The organism is Bacillus sp. UNC437CL72CviS29 (assembly GCF_000482345.1).
In the GTDB taxonomy this organism is placed as follows: Bacteria; Bacillota; Bacilli; order Bacillales; family Bacillaceae_G; genus Bacillus_A; species Bacillus_A arachidis.
Genome location: NZ_AXVB01000005.1, coordinates 230972 through 248061, shown reverse-complemented (window position 1 = coordinate 248061; position 17090 = coordinate 230972). Strand labels below are relative to the sequence as shown.

Here is a 17090-nt window from a genome sequence, read left to right as displayed (position 1 = left end):
TGTCTCTCACTAAAGTGATTGTGTTGACTCTACTTGTATTCTTGTTTTGTTTAATTATTACATTATTTCATGATATATGTATTCCAACCTGTTGGTTAAAAGAGTAAAATAATAAGAGTCGTTATCACAATTTCAATGTGTATAACGACTCTTATTTATTAGTAGTCCTCTGCATTACATCTTCTTAAGACTTCTCAAAACAAGAAACTCCCACACTCTCCACGGAAGAAATTTTTTCGCAACCATCATCAATTTTACACCTTTTCCAATTGGATATCGTAATGTTGCCGTTTTTGTTTCAGCAATTGCTACAATCTTTTGAGCAACATCTATCGGATCGCCAAATGTTTCACTGCTACTATTCATATGATTCTGTATTTTATCCATATATTCTTTATAGGGAGAGGTTGTTTCTACATAATTTTCTGCAAGTTCTTTACCAACTTCCCATATGTTTGTGTTATAGGAACCGGGTTCAATTAATGAAACATCTATTCCATACGGTTTTACCTCTAGGCGCAGGGATTCACTCCAACCTTCTAATGCATATTTGGAGGAAACGTAAGGAGATAAACCAGGAAAACCAACTTGGCCACTAATACTACTTACATTAATAATTTTTCCACTTTTTTGTTTTCGCATATACGGTAATACAATTTGAGATATTGATATTGCTCCAAACACATTCGTTTCAAATTGTTTGCGATATTCTTCTATTGGAATTTCCTCTATAAATCCACCGCTCGCATATCCCGCGTTATTAACGAGAAGATCTACTTGATTTAATTCTTTTAAAAACAATTGAAATGCCTGTATAGATTTTTGATCTGTAACATCTAATTGATGAATTTTGATATTTTGTTTTAAATGTAATGCAGTAGCTTGAGATAATAATTCTGCTCGTTTATCAAGGTTACGCATTGTAGCGATGACGAAATAGTCTTTCTTTGCAAGTTCAAGGGTAGTTAAAAGGCCAAATCCACTGGATGCACCTGTAATAATCACGATTTTACTCATTTTTCGCTCACTTTCTTTTTTCTTACATCATAACGATTTACGTGTAGAAAATCTATCATTCTCTTACATCACATCGTCAAGCATAGATATTGTTTCTTTACATACATTTGTTATTGATTACTATATAGCTTGCCAGTCCTTTATTTGTCCGCAAATTGAAACTCAAATGTTCTCCAAAAAAATGCTTCAAAGATATATTGAATCCAATCTGAAATTTATAGATGAAAATTGAAAACGTATATTCGCTGTTATAGAAATTGTTTCGAATGAAAGAACAGATGAAGGGAAACTTCGGTTTGCAGCAGACCATACTAAAACTATTTTTCTTCCTATTGGAAATATTCTACGTTTGGGCATGCAGAAGGAGGGTTTCGAGAGTTTTTCACATCGTCCTTATAGCCTAGAGCTAATGAGAAATTCCGATCTTAACGTTAAAGATTACACGAAAGAACTTATCAAGATCTTTGAGCGGGCAATTCAAAAGTAACGTATTACCTTAAGGAGGGGGAAGGACATGATATTTTATGAGGTTATTTGTTTTTGTTGTAAGAATGTATTTCGGGTATATGAAGGAACTGAAAAATATAAGAAATTCAAGGAAGACCAGAAAGGTAAATATTGCTGTGACGAATGTAATCATAAAATACAGCTTGAAGCAATAAAACATTTTTTTAGATAGTGATAATAGCTACTTATTCTTAACTGATGGAACCTATGATAAACTGAGATTATCAAGATTTACCATTTAGGAAAATATCTTATCGAACAAATTGGTGGGGGGTATTTAGCTAGAATTGCAGTAAATTATTAAGGGCTTTAGCTGTTTTATTTTTCTAAATCAATTTAATGTAAAAGGGGTATATTATGATTATTAACAAACAAGAGTTTGACGTAAATGGGATAATGTATACTATTAGATCTGCAATGGATAAAGATGCAAAAGACTTATCAGAGTTAAGATTACAGATTGATGGAGAGACTGAAAATTTGGATAGAGAAAAAGGAGAGGGATTCATAGATACAAAGGAGGTTGAAGAGATTATACAAACAGACACTGAAAGTCCAAGAAACCTATTTTTAGTTGCTGTAGTGAATAACAGGATTGTTGGTTTTTCAAGGTGTGAGGGAGTGAATTTAAAGCGATTCTCGCATAAGGTAGAATTTGGAGTATGTGTATTAAAAGAGTTTTGGGGATATGGTATCGGTAAAAACCTTTTAAAAGAATCTATCTCTTGGGCTGACAGCAACGGGATTAAAAAGATTGCTTTGAATGTTTTAGAAACAAACGGTAAAGCAATTAAATTGTATGAAAAACTTGGTTTTGAAATAGAAGGAATATTAAAAAATGATAAAAGGCTTGCTGATGGTAAATACTATAATACTATTATTATGGGAAGATTTAATGGAGAATAGCTTATGGAATTACATATAGACGTTTCTAAGCGAGTAAAATAAAGTAGAAACATAGGCGAAAAGGAGTGAGAATCTTGCAACTAGGAACAAAATTATGCATTAGTATCGTGTCCACTGTTTTGTTCATTATAGCAAGCACAATATTTTTTCTAAATAATCATCCGATGAAATGGTTATGGATTTTTATTGCAGTGAGTTCTATTGCGCAAAATGTAGTGATATATAGAAAATACAAAAGTATTCATTAAAATATTGGAATTGTTAACATGTTTGTGTCATCTTCCTGATTTTATTGGAAACGTTTTTATGGGGTTTTATAATAAAATTATATTTCCTAGCACGAGCTCCTAAAAATGAATCTCCAACAATGAAGAAAAGGGAGATGATTTATTACAGTACGGATTTAGAGGCCAGATGGAGGTACCTAGATATAATTAGGATGGATGCTAGGGAAATGTATCACCTGTGGCAAAGTTATTAGATGTTCCGTCTAGTACGTTTTATAAACGAATGCAACGGTTCCAATTGTAAAGAAGTAGATGTCGGTAAATCTACTTCTTTTGTATGTAGATGCATGTTCTGTCGGAATATGCGCTTACCGGGGAAATAGTAGAATGAAATGATTTCTATAGAGAGGGGAAATCTTTTAAGTTGGTCAACGCGATAAAGTCTACTACTTTACGGTTTAATGATAGTTTTCTTTAAGAAACTTTGAAATCATATGGTATTCATTCCATACTCGTTTCCTACCGATATCTGTTAAGTACCATGTTTCTTTCGTAAGATTTCTATGATCTTGTAAAGGAAGAACATCGATAGTCATGTCATTTGTAGCAAACGCGGTCGCTATAAGCAAGAATCTTTTCATAAAAAAAGTTTTTCCCGCTAATAAAATATTTTTGTTTTCGGTTGTTTTTGATAGAAGAAGCATTGCGTTTTTTATAACATCATTAGCAGTATTAGCTTCTCCTGTTATTGGAATAACGAGTTCTTCAGGAATTCCTGATTGAACTAGGACTTCTTTATGAAAAGTAAACTCATTTGCATTTAAAAATATATTATGTACACTGGGAATCATAATGGTTTTAAAGCTTTCCTCATGAAATAATGTGATAATTTGTTCATTTAATTCAGTGTAATGACCAGGATGATAGAGAACAGCATCTGGATTAGGAAATTTATATTGTCTTTCTATAAAAATCATTTCACTTAATAGAGTAGTAAATTGGTTATTCATAATATACATACCTTTCTTAAGAAATATTTATATACCTTTAAGTTATTCGGTGCCATAAATATTTTTCCTTTAGCTCACATAAATAAAGAAAAAATAAAGGAGAATCTGTCAAAACGTGCGCTTACCAGGGAAATAGTAGAAGTGTTTATAATGAAATTTCCTAGAAGTAATGCGAAAGGAGCGTTATAAATGAAGTATATAGAGGTTGGAATCGGAAATAGATGGTTTATTCGAACAGAAATAGAACGAGAAGATGGGACTGAATTTGAGCAAAAAGGAGTTGTGAAACCTATTTGTTTTGAATCATGCTATTTACGAGTTTGGTTTCGAAAAAATTGTTTTATATTAGACTCAAAAGAAGGATTTAAGAAATCAAAAAAGAAGCGGGATGAATATAAGTTTATTTTGGGAATTGTGAGTAGGATATAATAAAAAAGATGTCTAATTGAAGTTTTTTTTTGAAATAGGAGGTTAAGATGCAAATAATTCATAGAATCCTTGTAAATTAAGGGTTCTTTTTTAATAGATAGGGAATATTACAAGCTTCCATACTTTAAAATAAATGAAATACCACAGTTAGCTTTGTTATATCTTAAAAAATATCTTATGATTATAATGGAATTTAAAAATAACTAAGATTTACAATTTAGGGAGAATTAATATGATTATATGGAAAATGATAGAACAATTTGCTTTATATGATTTACACAAGAAAAAAAGTAAGGATTTACAATTTGATCGAAATTTTCCTAAACTAGAAGGTGAAAAGAGGATAGAGGAGTTTTATAAATTATATCCAGCTGCTATTGCCTTTAATTCGCATGAATTACAGTACGGAAGATATGAAATAGGGGAATTTAAATATGAAAGTGCTATTCAATCTGACCATTTAAATAATGATATTGTAAAGGGAGAGGCCTATTTAAATACAAATAAAGAAGTTCCTAATGTTATTTTTGTTCATGGTTGGCGAATGGAATCAAATGACCGAGTTAAAAATATTTTTCATAAACGAATTATGGATTTAGGATGGAATATGTATTATTTTACACTTCCATATCACTTTGAAAGAAAACCCGAGGAATCTCTATACAGTGGCGAATATATGATTAGCGCAAATATTCAACGAACCATTCAATCGGTCCAACAAGCTGTAGTTGATTTAAGAGCATTAATCGACTGGATAAAAAGGAATAAGAAAGGACAAATAGTATTAATAGGTATTAGTTTAGGTGGGTTTATAACAAATTTAACGGCTCTTGTTGAGAGTAACATTGATGTATTAGCTTCTATACTCTATGCTAACCAATTGTCCTATTCAATATGGAATACAAGTCCTGGGAAATTCATTAAAGCTGATTTACAACATCATGGTGTCACATACGAACAATTAATCCAATATTGGAAGGTTACGGAGCCTAGTCAAGCGCTACCAAAGGTGAATAAAGAAAACATTCTATTACTATCAGCAAAATATGATCAATATGTACATTTTCAGGATACTGAGTATTTATGGACTTCTTGGGATAAGCCAACTAGATATATTTATAATTCTGGTCACGCAGGAATTGTACTTAATCGTAATAAAATTGCTACTGATACACTGGGATTTATTTGTAGTCGAATAATGAGAAAGTAGTGTGATCGTATTTGTAACATTAAGATGGATAATGATTCATTCATTATAAACAAAAAAATGCGCGCTTACTCTTAATATGAGAAAAATTAAGATTTCTTATATAGTCCTGAGGTATACATCTCTGTTAGTGTAAATACAATTTCCTCTACATCTATTTCCTTCTCATTTCGAACAATTTCCCATAGAAACATTTCGTTCATAGAGAACCAACCACGTGCTACTATTGCTTTATTTAATTCATTTCGTGCCAATCCATTTTCCTGAGAATAGGTGATATCTTGCATAATTCGATTTATAAAACGTTCTTGAATATCATTCCACTTTCGTTGAATTTCTTTTGACGCACCGATAGCCTCTTCAACGACTTGTAATATATTTCTTTCTTCTTCAGTTATTTGTAAAAAAGCTCGCGTTTGATTTTGTATCATACTGTGAGCTTCTTTTTTTGTTTTAGGCGAAAAGGAACGTTCGGCAATTTGATAAAAGCGGTTCATAATATCTTCCATAAGGATAATAAGGAGCTCATCTTTATTTTTAAAATATACATATGCCGTACCATAACCAGTTTCAGCATGTTTAATAATTTGAGAGATTGTTGTTTTGTGAAATCCGTTTTCTAAAAAAACATTGCGGGCAGATTTTAATAATTTATTTCTCGTTTCTATAGATCGCTGTTGTCTTGTTGAAAGAAGACCTTTTTCCAAACTGGACACTCCTTTATACTGAAATATCTGAAAATATATTTTTATTCTAGTTGAATCGAGTACAAAAAGTCAACTGACATAATATCATTGACGTTATGTCAATTTTGATGTTATATTTCAATTAGTTGGAATAAAAAGAAAATTAAGAGAAGGTGAAAGAATGTATCGAGAGCCATTTGAACCATCTTGCGACTATGCGATTGAATGTGATAAATATGATGAACTTGCTAATTTTCAAAAAGAATTTTATAAGAAAGTAGATACAATATATTTAGATGGTAATTCATTAGGATTACTTTCAAAAAGAGCGGAAAAATCTTTACTTACTATGCTAGATTCATGGAAAGAGTATGGTATTGATGGGTGGACAGAAGGAGAACATCCTTGGTTTTTTCTCTCTGAACAATTAGGTGAATTAACTGCTCCTCTTGTTGGTGCTTTACCTGAAGAGGTAATTGTAACCGGTTCCACGACAACGAATATTCATCAAGTCATTGCGACGTTTTATGAACCGAAAGGAATTCGCACAAAAATTCTTGCAGATGAATTGACATTCCCATCAGATATTTATGCGTTGCAAAGCCAAATCCGTTTAAAAGGATTAAATCCAGATGAACATCTTGTACGAGTGAAGAGCAGGGATGGTAGGATGCTTCAAGAGGAAGATATTATTGAGGCGATGACTGATGATATTGCGTTAATTTTATTGCCTGCAGTGCTATATCGAAGTGGGCAAATTCTTGATATGAAGCGATTAACAGCTGAAGCGCACAAACGTGGTATCCATATTGGTTTTGATTTATGCCATTCCATCGGTTCAATCCCGCATGACTTTAAGGGATGGGATGTTGATTTCGCAGTATGGTGTAATTATAAATATTTAAACGCAGGGCCTGGTGGTGTTGCTGGATTATATGTAAACAAGAAACATTTTGATCGTCTTCCTGGGCTTTCTGGCTGGTTTAGTTCGAGAAAAGATAAGCAATTCGATATGGAACATACATTAATGGCAGCTGAACACGCCGGGGCATATCAAATTGGTACACCTCATGTGTTAAGTACAGCGCCGCTAATTGGTTCTCTTGAGATTTTCAAAGAAGCTGGCATTGAAAGATTACGAGAAAAATCATTACACATTACTCGTTATATGCTAGATTTAATCAACTATGAACTGAATGGGCTTGGATTCACAATTGGAAATCCATTAGAGGACGAGAAACGCGGGGGACATATTTATTTAGAGCATCCCGAAGCTACGCGTATATGTAAAGCATTAAAAGCAAATGGAGTTATTCCTGATTTCCGTGCACCAAATGGAGTTCGCCTTGCGCCAGTTGCTTTATATAACACGTATGAAGAAGTGTGGAAGTCTGTGCAAATTTTGAAGAAAATCATGAAAGATGAAGAATATAAAAAATTTGAAAATAAGCGAGAGGTTGTGGCATAAGCGATGAAAGAATCTGATTGGATTGATATTTCACAACCATTAAATAATGATATCGCGACATGGCCAGGAGATACGCCATTTTCATACGAAGTCTCATGGTCAAAAGAACAAAGCGGATCTGTTAATGTTGGAAAATTAACGATGAGTATTCATACAGGTACGCATATTGATGCGCCATTTCATTTTGATAATAACGGAAAAAGAGTACTAGATTTAGATGTTAACGTCTATGTTGGTAAAGCTCGAATTATAGATGTATCAGGTATCGAAAGTATTGGCGCAAAAGAATTAAAAAAATTCCCTTTAGATGGAATAGAGAGGTTATTACTTCGGACTTCTTCACATGGAAATGCACAGGAGTTCCCGCAAGTAATTCCGTATTTACGTGCTGATATTGCACCATTTCTTTCGAAAAAAGGCATTCGATTAATCGGGGTAGATGTACCTTCTGTGGACCCATTAGATGATAAAGAATTAGCAACCCATCATCAATTATTTAAACACGGTATTCATATCTTAGAAAATGTTGTATTAGACCATGTACAAGACGGAGATTATGAACTGATTGCCTTGCCACTTGCATTGACAGATGCGGATGGTAGTCCGGTTCGTGCAGTTTTAAGACCACTATAAGAGCAAGCAGATGATGCATAGAAGGGGTGTTCATTTTTATGAAAGAAAATGAAAAAGTAATTATGGAAAAGGGAATTCATACGGATTTTAAAGAAAATATGACATACGGAGAGTATTTACAATTAGATAGTTTGTTAGGAAGTCAAAAAAGATTATCTGATCACCATGATGAAATGTTGTTTATTATTATTCACCAGGCAAGTGAACTGTGGATGAAACTCATTTTACATGAACTTAACGCAGCGATTGAATCGATTCAAAATGAAAGGTTAGCACCGGCATTTAAAATGCTTGCACGCGTTTCAAAAATTCAATCGCAAATTATTCAATCTTGGGATATTCTTGCAACGCTTACGCCATCTGAATATATTGAGTTTCGTGATTCACTCGGTCAAGCATCGGGATTTCAGTCCTATCAATACCGTATGATTGAATATGCACTTGGTTATAAAACGCCTCATGCATTAAAAATTTATGAAAAAGATCCAGAGTTACATGCTCGTTTGCATAAAGCGCTTCATTCAGCAAGTCTTTACGATGTTGCAATTCAGGCGCTTGTAAAAGAGGGATTCCCAATCAATCCAAATGTTTTAAATCGTGATATTACACAGCCTTATGAAGAAGATGCGACAGTTGAAGCTGCATGGTTAGAAGTGTATGCAGATGTAAAAAAATATTGGGATTTATATCAACTGGCTGAAAAGTTAATCGACATTGAAGATTGGTTACAGCAGTGGCGATTCCGCCATATGAAAACAGTAGAACGTATTATTGGACATAAAATGGGAACAGGTGGATCATCTGGTGTTTCTTATTTAAAACGTGTTCTTGATCAACGCTTTTTCCCAGAGCTTTGGAATGTGAGAACGAAATTGTAAAAAATTAGCAAAAAGATGATCGAAAGAACATAACCATTAAGTTAACAAAAATGAGCCCGATACTGAAAGCATCGGGCTTATTTTTGTTAGATATAGAATACAAGCTTTTACATTTGGTATACTCAAATAAGACTTTAATTTATGTGATTTTTTAAGAGTTGTATGGAAGGGAATTTTGATATTTTTGAGTGATATCAAATGGTAACTATTTGGTATACAGGTGTATTTTTAACCATTTTATGATAGGTCTTGAAAAATCTTACAAAAATAAAAATCATATTTCTACATGATGTAAACAATAAGTTGTATATATTTGGAAAATAAGTATATGTGATACACGTTGCAATTAATTCATGCTATAATCTGTTACACATCTCACAATTAAAGGAGTATTCTATGAATAATTTCCCTAAAAGTTTATTGGTTTTATTTCTAATCGTAATATGTAGTTGTATTCTTTTAGGTATGTAAACATAGAAAAAAGGAAGTAAATTTTAATCATTTACTTCCTTTTTTCTGTAGGGAAACTATCGTGTTCATAAGCTGTTTAGTACATCAAAAGATACTATAGCATTCATCTTTTTTATTACATCCCTAGAGCAAAGCAATTAGTAACGTTAAATTAATCAACAAAAAAATTAAAAAATACCATTAAAGAAAAAAAGGTTCACTATTTCACAGTAGAATAGTAAAGACTATTAGAAGAAAGCAAGTGTTTGGAGGAACGAATATTGGATTTTTACATGCTAGAAAATATGTTTAAAAGTAAGAAAGTAAATACATTTCTCGTTTATCAACAAGGTGAGTTAACAACCAAATATTATAAAACAAAAGAATGTGCAAACAATTTATATAAAATTAATTCTATTACTAAAAGTATCGTGTCGATTTTAATCGGTATAGCAATAGATAAAGGATACATAAGTGATATACATACTTCTATAGCAAAGTGGATTCCACATGTACCGAAAGAAAAGAAGGGATTAACCATTTATCACTTGCTGACAATGACAACTGGTGAAGAATGGAAGGAGTTTGGTAATGGAGTTGTATTTCCAAACGATTTTGTGGAATCAGACAATTGGATAAAATACATTTTACAGAAACCATTAATAGAAGAGATAGGAACGAAAATGAATTATAATTCAGGTTCTTCACATTTGTTAAGCTATATCCTACAAGTTGCAACTGGAAAGACAACGGAGCTGTTTGCAAAGGAATATCTATTTAATCCTTTACAAATTACCGAATATGGGTGGCAACAAGATCCACAAAATATTTATGTTGGTGGATTTGGTGTGAAAATGAAAGGGGAGGATTTGTTAAAAATAGGATTATTATGTCTACAGAATGGATTTTGGAGCGGAGAAAAGATTGTATCCTCAAGTTGGATTGAACAATCGAGTAAGCCGCGTTTTTTAACATACGAGCATGTTGGGGCATATGGCTATCACTGGTGGATATTAGACAATGGGAGATTTCACATACCGTATTATATATATTTTGCAATGGGATATGGTGGGCAATATATTATCATTGTTCCGCAGTTAGAAATTGTGGCAGTAATAAGTAGTCAAATGCCAAAGCGCGGATTAGTACCACTTAAATTATTTATCGAGTATTTAGAAGAGATACATAAACATACATAAATTTTAGATTGGGCTCTAAATCCCATACCCATCAAGTTAACGGTGAGTTTGAAATTTATGGCTCAAATCTTTGGTCTTTCTCATTTAGTTGGTGCTGTAATACTGTTTGTTTTATATATAACTAACAAGAATTCTATGATACGAGTAGAATACGTACTAGGCTATGTAATGGTAGTTGTTTTCTTTACTATGATGTTTGGCTTGAGAATCGTAAAGAGATTTGATCAGTAATTGGGGTACAGCCGAGATACGTGTAAAAATAGGTCATAGACTTACTTTTATTTCTAATTTCATTTGAAATCGGATTTTTTGTTTTTTATAAAAAGGAGTAAAGTGGTGAAGGTTAAAGAGAATAGAAAATTTAGGCGATCTTTTAAAACAATGTTGAAATTATATAACTTTTAAGGGAAGACATTTTGACTTCCCTTAATTCGCTTTTAAAGAAGATTATACATCAATCATTTTTTATTTTATTATTATTTAACGTATATATGATTTTTCAGCCATTGTCTGAAATACTGCAACTGTTCCTCAGTATGGAAATAGTGTTCTCCATTCTCCATTACTTGCAAATTACAGTTAAAACGTTTATTAAATTCAGATACAACGTCAAACTCACATAAGTTATCTTCTGAACCATAGAGAATTGAAGTTGGATTATTCCAAGCAACAATAGGATGTTCTTTCACATAACAGTAGTAATCCCAATAGAGAGTTTGTCCAATAGGTGTAGAAATTTCTTTCTCTATTTTTAGTCTACTCTCACTTACGTTAAACCATGTCATCATATTATTTATGATACGTTCCATATTTACCACAGGAGAGAGAAACAAGCACTGCTTCAACGGCTCATGACTATATTCTAATAGACTAAAATACGCTCCCATGCTACAAGCAAAAATGCTTATATTATTTGATAACGATTTTGCATAGGTCATAATTGTATTAAGGTCTTGGACACAGTTTTGAACTTTGTAAAGATAGGTATCATCCTTACGGTCACCATGTTGAGGTAAATCAAAACTAAGCACTTGATAACCTACTGCTGTTGCTTCTTCTGCAAATACAATAATTGAGTTATCTGCCTTGTTTGACATGTTACCATGCACCACCACAAATAACTTATCTGATTTGTCACCCCACAAAACCGCTGGAATATTTTCTATTTTAAAATTATTTTTCATCATTACAATTTATCCTCCATGAAATACAAATAATTCGTCATTCCTAATATTACAAATGTATATACCTAAATAAATATTGGCTCTCTTTCTTTAAAATCTGTTATTCTTGTATAAGCATGGGCTACATTGCATTGAACCATAAAGTTCTTGATTTTAACAACTTCTTTGTCAGTTTCAAATAATTGTAGCCATTTAAACCAATACAAATAGTTGCTGATATATTTAGTTGCAACACCATTAAACTTATTCATCCACTTTTTTAATTTGCTGTGTACAGCATTAATGTGTTGAATATGGTAAATTCCTTCTTTATGTTTTCCTCTTTTATGAGATTTTCTCGGCGTTTTAGAAGGTTTTGTACCTTTGAAACTCTCTGCAAAGAATACTTCATCAGCCTCAATTACACCCTCAACAGAGCCTACACCAAAAAATGACCTTATACAATCAAGTATTTTGTGTCTCCAAAAGAAACTTGTTGCAATATTAATCTCTACAATTGTAGCACTCTTTCTAATGGAAAAACCTGCAATCATACATTTAGCGTATTTAAGCCAATTATCTAATGTTTTCTTGCTTTTGTAAGTGGCAGAGTTTGTGAAGTCAGTAAAAGTCTTATTGCAGGATTTACAAATATATCGTTGCTTCCCTTTATACTTGCCGTTTCTTGATACAGTTTCAGCACTACAATGTGGGCAGATTTTTCCCTTGGCAAATCTAAATTCCTTGACTTCTTGTGTACCTAATACAAGTAGGTCTTCTAAATAGGAAAGTAACTGTTCTTGTTGAGATACTGATAGTTTTTGAATATCTGAAATCAAAGAATTAACACTTGCCGTAATAATACCTCCAAACCTGTATGTATATGGCTTAATTATAGTATATCTACTATTAATATATTAATTTTCAACATCTATTTAAAACATAGCCACAATTTAAAAAATACTGCCTTCTTTCAGGAGACAGTATTTTTTTCCTGACTTATTATTAAAACGCCCAGTTTCCTTTACAGAAAATTGGTTCATGTGTGCCATCTGCTGTAATGCCGTCAATATTAAGTTTAGCAGAACCAATCATAAAGTCTTCGTGTATAATACTAGAGTTTGCCCCATTTTCTGCAAGTTCTTCTTTTGTCATTGTCTTACCACCGATTAAGTTAGTTGCATGGGCATGCCCAATTGCTAAATGGCAAGATGCATTTTCATCAAATAACATATTATAGAATAAAATATTTGTATTAGAAATTGGTGAATCATGAGGTACTAATGCAACCTCTCCTAAGAAATGAGAACCCTCATCTGTCTCAACTAAATGTTTTAATGCTTCTTCACCAATATCAGCTTTATATTCTACAATGCGTCCATTTTCAAATGTAAGTGTAAAGTTATCGATAATGTTACCTGCAAATGCTAATGGTTTTGTACTTGATACTTGCCCATTTACACCTGTTTTTAATGGCAATGTAAATACTTCTTCTGTTGGAATGTTAGCCATAAATGGTACATTTTTTTCATTTAAGCTACTAGCTCCAGCCCATACATGTTTTTCTGGAAGTTCAATTGTTAAATCTGTTCCAGGACCTGTATAATGAAGCGCCTTATAATGTTTTTCATTTAAATAATCTACTTTTTTATGTAATGTTTCATCATGTTTTTTCCATGATTCCACAGGATTCTCTAAATTTGCACGAGTTGCTTGGAAAATTGCATCCCATAGCTTTTCTTCTTGCTTTTCTAATGTAACATCAGGGAACACCTTTGCTGCCCATTCTTTCGTAGGAACAGAGATCACGCACCAGCTTACTTTATCTGCTTGTAAATAACCGCGGTATACTTCCATTGCTTCTCCAGCAACCTTATGAGAACTTGCAATTCGCTTTGCATCTACACCTTTTAATAGATCTGGATTCTCTGCATAGATAGACATAAATGCAGCGCCTTCTTTTGCAAGCTCTTCACGTGCATGCGCCTTCCAAGCAGGGAATTCTGAGAATGCTTCTTCAGGAGCTAAGTCAAATTTTAAACGTGTTAATACTTCATCGTTCCAATCTACATATACATGCTTTGCCCCTGATTTATATGCTTTTTCTGTAACAAGGCGGACAAATGGAGCTGCCTCAAGTGGCGCATTAATAGATAATATTTGTCCAGGCTGAATATTAACACCGACATTTACTGCAAGAGTAGCATACTTTTCTAATGTTTGTTCAAATGACATAGGTATAATCTCCTTTGTGTGAAAGAATTTATTATAAACATAATACACAAAATATTCAAAAATACGACCTGTAATCTCTAATCTTACAAAAATGTAAGATTTCTGGTTAGCTTGATGGGCATGGCTCTAAATCCCCAAACGAAAGAAATTAAATGGCAACATGCGGTAAGTTGGCTATTATTTCCGCTATTATATGTAATTTATAGTTTAATACAAGGAGCTCTTATTAATTGGCACTCATATTCGTTCTTGGATCCAAGAATAAATGGTTACGGAAGTGTCTTTTTATATAGTGTAGGAATCGGGATCGCAATTGGATTCATTTGTGTACTTGTAAAAACCCTAGGAAATCGATCTTTAAGATTCCAAAAAATTTAATATGTCTATTCTAAAAGTAAAAACCCCTCTGTTTAACATTTGTCAACAGAGGGGTTTTTACTTTTGATTGAAAGCCAATGCATGTTATCTACTGGTTTTCTGAAATATAATCTTCAAAAATTTCTCTGTTTTTGTATCAAACTCTACATCAACAAAAACGCCATATTCCTTTCCATCTTCACGCAGCCATAATTTAAATTTTTCTGTTGTTACATTTACTGTCTTTGGTTTTCTTCCAATATGAAGGTAATCAATAATTTGCGCTTTTGGATATTTTTCTTTCGTTTTTTCTACCGCAAGTTTACCCCATTTTGCATATGGTGGTTGAGCGTGAACAACTGATGAGTGCATATATATATTGCAATATGTTGTAGCAAATACAATTCCTAATACGAAACATGTAAAAATACGCTTCATAATAAACTCCTTTTAGCCGTTTTTCTTATTGTGTACATGCTGTCTAAATCATATAAGTTTGGATTTTTTTGTCTTCATTACATAAAAGAGTTTTATTTACAAAACATAACCATGAAATCATCACTGCAAATAAGGAGGGAATTATATGCGTTCTACCGCAATTTTTAAAATACTGATTTTATTTGTATTAATCGGTATATCTGTAATTGTAAGTAGTGGGCAAACAAGAAATGTGCAAGCTTTTTCTAATCAAGTAATTCAAAGAGGTGCCTCTGGAGAAGATGTCATTGAATTACAGTCGCGATTAAAATCTAACGGGTTTTATAAAGGAAAAGTAGATGGTGTGTTTGGCTGGGGTACATATTGGGCACTACGAAATTTCCAGCAAAAGTTTGGTTTACCTGTAGATGGCTTAGCGGGAGCGAAGACGAAGCAAATGCTTGCGAAAGCAACAAAGTACGAGAAATCGACTGCTAATAAAGGAAACACAGGTGGTGGACAAGGTAGCAAGCCAACTCAAAATAAAGGTACAAATGTGCCAAATGGTTACTCACAAAATGATATTCAATTAATGGCGAACGCAGTATATGGTGAATCTCGTGGTGAACCATATTTAGGACAAGTTGCAGTAGCGGCAGTTATTTTGAATCGTGTAACGAGTCCATCATTCCCAAATACAGTATCTGGGGTGATTTTTGAACCACGTGCCTTTACAGCAGTTGCTGATGGTCAAATTTATTTAACACCGAATGAAACTGCGAAAAAAGCTGTATTAGATGCGATTAATGGCTGGGATCCTACTGGAAATGCACTTTATTATTTCAATCCAGATACTGCAACGAGTAAATGGATTTGGAGTCGACCACAAATTAAAAAAATCGGCAAACATATTTTCTGTAAATAGAGTGGAGGTGAAGAAATGTTAAGAGGTATCATAATTGTATTGTTAACAATCGGCGTAGTTGGAACTGGGTATTGGGGCTATAAAGAACACCAAGAAAAGAATGCGGTTTTAATCCGGGCAGAAAACAGCTATCAGCGTGCTTTTCATGATCTAGCATATGAGGTTGATTTATTACACGATAAAATTGGAACAACACTCGCAATGAATTCGCGAACATCGTTATCACCGGCATTAGCTGATGTATGGCGTTTAACATCAGAAGCCCGTTCTGATGTAGGACAACTCCCTTTAACATTAATGCCGTTTAATAAAACAGAAGAATTTCTCGCGAATATTGGTGATTTTAGTTATCGTACTGCAATTCGTGATTTAGAGAAAGAGCCTTTAAACGATCAAGAATATAAAGCATTGCAAGGTTTATATTCTAATGCAGCTGATATTCAAGACGAACTTCGGAAAGTACAACATCTTGTCTTAAAAAATAATTTACGTTGGATGGATGTAGAACTTGCGCTTGCTTCAGATAAAGATCCAGCGGATAACACGATTATTGACGGGCTTAAGACGGTTGAGAAAAATGTAACATCCTATTCTTCAGATAATTTTGGTCCAACTTTCACAAGTATGCAAAAGGCGAAAAAAGGCGGCTTTGAAGCAACAGGCAAAGCGATTTCAAAAGATGAAGCGGCAAAAATTGCAAAATCATTTTTAAATTTAAAAGGCGATGAAAAAGTAGAAGTTGAGAAAAGTGGTAAAGGTGCGAAAGAATCATTTTATAGTGTAAAGATTCAAGATCCTAAAACAAAGAATGAATTTTATATGGATATTACCGAAAAAGGTGGATATCCAATATGGGTAATGAATAACCGTGAAATTAAGGAACAAAAAATCAGTTTACATGACGCAGGAAGTAAAGGATTAACCTTTTTAAAGGACCATAAGTTTACTAATATGGAGCTCTTCGATAGTTCACAATATGATAATATTGGTGTGTTTACGTACGTTGTGAATGAGAATGATGTGCGTATTTATCCAGAAGCGATTCAAATGAAAATTGCCTTAGATGATGGATCGATTGTTGGTTTTTCGGCAAAAGAATATTTAGCATCTCATCAAAAACGGACCATTCCAGCTGCAAAATTAACAGCTGCTGATGCGAGAAAGAAAATCAATCCAGATGTGAAAGTAATGGAAGAACGTAAAGCGATTATTGTGAATGCTACTCATAAAGAAGTTTTATGTTATGAGTTTGTTGGAACATTAGGAAAAGATACGTATCAAATTTTTATTAATGCAAATGACGGAACGGAAGAAAAAGTGAAAAAGATGCAGGCTGTAGAAAAAGTTTATGACTAAACATCAATGATAAAGTGGTG

The 17090-nt window shown here is 33.0% G+C and carries 17 protein-coding genes and 3 pseudogenes; 13 read left to right on the top strand and 7 right to left on the bottom strand.

What is annotated here, in order from left to right; translation table 11 throughout:
* Positions 1–174: 174 nt before the first annotated feature.
* A complete protein-coding gene (locus M014_RS0106475) occupies positions 175–1017 on the bottom strand; it encodes an oxidoreductase (RefSeq protein WP_026590990.1) in 843 nt (280 codons plus the stop codon).
* 514 nt (positions 1018–1531) lie between these two features.
* Here M014_RS0106475 and M014_RS27975 point away from each other — a divergent pair.
* From M014_RS27975 to M014_RS30595, 3 genes and pseudogenes are all read left to right on the top strand, one after another.
* Positions 1532–1696 (top strand): DUF2197 domain-containing protein, encoded by a 165-nt coding sequence (locus M014_RS27975; protein ID WP_081810979.1) that lies wholly within the window; start codon positions 1532–1534, stop codon positions 1694–1696.
* A gap of 185 nt (positions 1697–1881) precedes the next feature.
* Positions 1882–2430: a GNAT family N-acetyltransferase gene (locus M014_RS0106465; protein ID WP_026590989.1), complete on the top strand. Its 549-nt coding sequence runs from the start codon at positions 1882–1884 to the stop codon at positions 2428–2430.
* Between the two features lie 450 nt (positions 2431–2880).
* A pseudogene (locus M014_RS30595) lies at positions 2881–2961 on the top strand (helix-turn-helix domain-containing protein); the annotation flags it as partial.
* A 154-nt stretch (positions 2962–3115) separates the two neighbouring features.
* Here the strand turns inward: M014_RS30595 and M014_RS0106460 are convergent.
* Entirely contained in the window at positions 3116–3667 is a 552-nt protein-coding gene (locus M014_RS0106460; protein ID WP_026590988.1) for a hypothetical protein, read from the bottom strand.
* A 189-nt stretch (positions 3668–3856) separates the two neighbouring features.
* Here M014_RS0106460 and M014_RS0106450 point away from each other — a divergent pair, with 189 nt between their 5' ends.
* Together M014_RS0106450 and M014_RS0106445 are read left to right on the top strand one after the other, a co-directional pair.
* Positions 3857–4096 carry a DUF3977 family protein gene (locus M014_RS0106450; protein WP_026590986.1) on the top strand — a complete coding sequence of 80 codons (240 nt, stop codon included), beginning with the start codon at positions 3857–3859 and terminating at the stop codon, positions 4094–4096.
* Positions 4097–4328: 232 nt separating this feature from the next.
* Positions 4329–5306 carry an alpha/beta hydrolase gene (locus M014_RS0106445; RefSeq protein ID WP_026590985.1) on the top strand — a complete coding sequence of 326 codons (978 nt, stop codon included), beginning with the start codon at positions 4329–4331 and terminating at the stop codon, positions 5304–5306.
* Positions 5307–5392: 86 nt separating this feature from the next.
* Here the strand turns inward: M014_RS0106445 and M014_RS0106440 are convergent, their stop codons facing one another.
* On the bottom strand, positions 5393–6010 hold the full coding sequence (locus M014_RS0106440) for a TetR/AcrR family transcriptional regulator (RefSeq protein WP_026590984.1): 618 nt from the start codon (positions 6008–6010) through the stop codon (positions 5393–5395).
* Between the two features lie 160 nt (positions 6011–6170).
* On the opposite strand from M014_RS0106440, the gene kynU reads away from it, so the two are divergent.
* The 5 genes and pseudogenes from kynU to M014_RS30435 all read left to right on the top strand — a co-directional run.
* Positions 6171–7457 (top strand): kynureninase, encoded by a 1287-nt coding sequence (gene kynU / locus M014_RS0106435; protein WP_026590983.1) that lies wholly within the window; start codon positions 6171–6173, stop codon positions 7455–7457.
* 3 nt (positions 7458–7460) lie between these two features.
* Positions 7461–8090 carry an arylformamidase gene (gene kynB / locus M014_RS0106430; protein WP_026590982.1) on the top strand — a complete coding sequence of 210 codons (630 nt, stop codon included), beginning with the start codon at positions 7461–7463 and terminating at the stop codon, positions 8088–8090.
* Between the two features lie 38 nt (positions 8091–8128).
* The gene (gene kynA, locus M014_RS0106425; protein ID WP_026590981.1) at positions 8129–8968 is read left to right on the top strand and encodes a tryptophan 2,3-dioxygenase; all 840 of its coding nucleotides are present in this window, start codon (positions 8129–8131) and stop codon (positions 8966–8968) included.
* A gap of 731 nt (positions 8969–9699) precedes the next feature.
* Positions 9700–10617, top strand: coding sequence for a serine hydrolase domain-containing protein (locus M014_RS0106420; RefSeq protein ID WP_026590980.1), 918 nt, complete (start codon positions 9700–9702; stop codon positions 10615–10617).
* A gap of 42 nt (positions 10618–10659) precedes the next feature.
* Positions 10660–10848: pseudogene (locus tag M014_RS30435) on the top strand (hypothetical protein); the annotation flags it as partial.
* Between the two features lie 245 nt (positions 10849–11093).
* Here the strand turns inward: M014_RS30435 and M014_RS0106415 are convergent.
* The 3 genes from M014_RS0106415 to M014_RS0106405 form a co-directional block, all read right to left on the bottom strand.
* Positions 11094–11804, bottom strand: coding sequence for an alpha/beta hydrolase (locus M014_RS0106415; RefSeq protein ID WP_026590979.1), 711 nt, complete (start codon positions 11802–11804; stop codon positions 11094–11096).
* A 62-nt stretch (positions 11805–11866) separates the two neighbouring features.
* Positions 11867–12640 carry an IS1/IS1595 family N-terminal zinc-binding domain-containing protein gene (locus M014_RS0106410; protein ID WP_035414648.1) on the bottom strand — a complete coding sequence of 258 codons (774 nt, stop codon included), beginning with the start codon at positions 12638–12640 and terminating at the stop codon, positions 11867–11869.
* 145 nt (positions 12641–12785) lie between these two features.
* Positions 12786–14015 (bottom strand): aminopeptidase, encoded by a 1230-nt coding sequence (locus tag M014_RS0106405; protein ID WP_026590977.1) that lies wholly within the window; start codon positions 14013–14015, stop codon positions 12786–12788.
* Between the two features lie 120 nt (positions 14016–14135).
* Between M014_RS0106405 and M014_RS29555 the strand changes: the two are divergent.
* Positions 14136–14393: pseudogene (locus tag M014_RS29555) on the top strand (Pr6Pr family membrane protein); the annotation flags it as partial.
* Between the two features lie 84 nt (positions 14394–14477).
* On the opposite strand, the gene M014_RS0106395 reads toward M014_RS29555, so the two are convergent.
* Entirely contained in the window at positions 14478–14810 is a 333-nt protein-coding gene (locus tag M014_RS0106395) for a YqzG/YhdC family protein (RefSeq protein WP_026590976.1), read from the bottom strand.
* Between the two features lie 145 nt (positions 14811–14955).
* Between M014_RS0106395 and sleB the strand changes: the two genes are divergently transcribed.
* Together sleB and ypeB are read left to right on the top strand one after the other, a co-directional pair.
* A complete protein-coding gene (gene sleB / locus M014_RS0106390) occupies positions 14956–15714 on the top strand; it encodes a spore cortex-lytic enzyme (protein WP_026590975.1) in 759 nt (252 codons plus the stop codon).
* A 15-nt stretch (positions 15715–15729) separates the two neighbouring features.
* Complete coding sequence (gene ypeB, locus M014_RS0106385; RefSeq protein WP_026590974.1) at positions 15730–17070, top strand: germination protein YpeB; 1341 nt, start codon at positions 15730–15732, stop codon at positions 17068–17070.
* Positions 17071–17090 lie beyond the last annotated feature (20 nt).